Source organism: Clostridium sp., assembly GCF_029267215.1.
Taxonomy (GTDB): Bacteria; Bacillota; Clostridia; order Clostridiales; family Clostridiaceae; genus Sarcina.
This window is the reverse complement of the sequence record NZ_JARIDH010000065.1, coordinates 1-1808: the sequence shown is the minus strand read 5'-3', so window position 1 is coordinate 1808 and position 1808 is coordinate 1. Positions and strand designations below refer to the sequence as shown.

The following is a 1808-nucleotide window of genomic DNA, read 5'->3' as shown; positions in this document are numbered from 1 at the left end:
GTTATGATTTTGATAGTCCATGGTAATTATCCTCCGTGTGTTGTATTTTTTTTCGCGATTAAATCATAACACAGGTTAATCCACCATGGATTTTTTATTTAGTTCAATTTCATTTTACAATTAAGCGAAAAAATAAATATAATATAATTTAGGAAAAATATTTTTGGTAAGAATAATAATATAAAATTTTTTTAGGAATAAAATTCTTGTTGAAAAGTTTAAAAAATAGTATATTATTAATATTAGTGCTTTATTTTTTTGAACGGTTTTGGGGTAAAGATAGTACATAAATGTATATGTTAAAACTTCTAAAAAAATACTTGAAAAAACATAATATACATAGTATAATGAAGAAGTTGTAAAGCGAACAGCGATGAATCAAGAGGTTGCCGGACTTCCGGGTAATTCTTGATGAGCATGTTAGGATCTAGAATCCGACGACAGGGGTTACGTGTGCATGTCTAAAGTGTGAAACACCAGGGACAGTTTACACAATGCTTACTGTTGTGCGTTAGAAGTAAAGCGTACATGAAAAGGAGGGAAACCAAATGTCAAAACAAAAAATAAGAATAAGATTAAAAGCATTTGATCACACAATATTAGATCAATCAGCTGAGAAGATAGTTGAAACTGCTAAATCAACTGGAGCTAAAGTTGTTGGACCAGTTCCACTACCAACTGAGAAAGATGTTATAACAATCTTAAGAGCTGTACATAAGTACAAAGACTCAAGAGAGCAGTTCGAAGTAAGAACTCACAAGAGATTAATAGACATCGTTAATCCATCACCAAAAACTGTTGATGCATTAATGAGATTAAACTTACCAGCAGGTGTTGATATCGAAATAAAACTTTAATAAGTTTATTTAAGATTGAATTAAGAGATTGAACTGTTATGATTGCAGAAGCAATCCGCTAATATGTTTAGGAGGTGTAACCACATGAAAAAAGCTATCATAGGTAAAAAAGTTGGAATGACTCAAATATTCGATGAGAATGGTAGAGTAATCCCTGTAACTGTAGTTGAAGCTGGTCCATGTGTTGTTGTTCAAAAGAAAACAGTTGAAACTGATGGATATGACGCAATACAAGTTGGATTCGGTGAATTAAGAGAAAAATTAGTTAACAAACCAAGAAAAGGACATTTTGCTAAGGCTGGTGTTTCTTTAAGAAGAACTTTAAAAGAGTTTAGATTAGAGGATGTTGCTAATTACAATGTTGGAGACGAAATAAAAGTTGACGCATTTGAAATTGGAGATAAAGTAGATGTATCAGGAGTTTCTAAAGGTAAGGGATTCCAAGGTACAATTAAAAGATGGAATGCTAGTAGAGGACCAATGTCACACGGTTCTAAATTCCACAGAGCACCAGGTTCAATGGGAGCTGCTTCAGACCCATCAAGAACTTTCAAGAACAAGAGAATGCCTGGACATATGGGAGCTAAGAACACAACAGTTCTTAACTTAGAAGTGGTTAAGATAATGCCTGAAAAGAACATCATCTTAATTAAGGGTGGAATCCCAGGTCCAAATAAAGGCACAGTAGTTATAAGAAACAGCGTTAAGGCTTAATTTCTGTAGAAAGGAGGAAGCGTAATGCCTAAAGTAGGTTTATTTAATAAAGAAGGACAACAAATTGGAGATATCCAATTAAACGAGCAAGTATTTGGAGTTGAAGTTAATAAATATGCTTTACACCAAGTAGTAGTAGCTCAATTAGCTAACAAGAGACAAGGTACTCAATCAGCTAAAACAAGATCTGAGGTAAGAGGAGGCGGAATCAAGCCTTGGAGACAAAAAGGAACAGGT

Annotated in this window: 3 protein-coding genes; all 3 read left to right on the top strand. The window is 33.6% G+C overall.

Annotated features, from left to right (window positions below):
* Positions 1 to 548: 548 nt before the first annotated feature.
* Positions 549 to 857 (top strand): 30S ribosomal protein S10, encoded by a 309-nt coding sequence (gene rpsJ / locus Q1K13_RS10920; protein ID WP_003479233.1) that lies wholly within the window; start codon positions 549 to 551, stop codon positions 855 to 857.
* 84 nt (positions 858 to 941) lie between these two features.
* Positions 942 to 1571 (top strand): 50S ribosomal protein L3, encoded by a 630-nt coding sequence (rplC, locus tag Q1K13_RS10915; protein ID WP_300350726.1) that lies wholly within the window; start codon positions 942 to 944, stop codon positions 1569 to 1571.
* A gap of 24 nt (positions 1572 to 1595) precedes the next feature.
* A partial coding sequence (gene rplD / locus Q1K13_RS10910; protein WP_300350725.1) for a 50S ribosomal protein L4 occupies positions 1596 to 1808 on the top strand: 213 nt, incomplete at its 3' end.

Bases quoted from the DNA above. Each gene is read 5' to 3' on its own strand.
- rpsJ (WP_003479233.1), top strand. From the start codon at position 549: ATGTCAAAACAAAAAATAAGAATAAGATTAAAAGCATTTGATCACACA.
- rplC (WP_300350726.1), top strand. From the start codon at position 942: ATGAAAAAAGCTATCATAGGTAAAAAAGTTGGAATGACTCAAATATTC.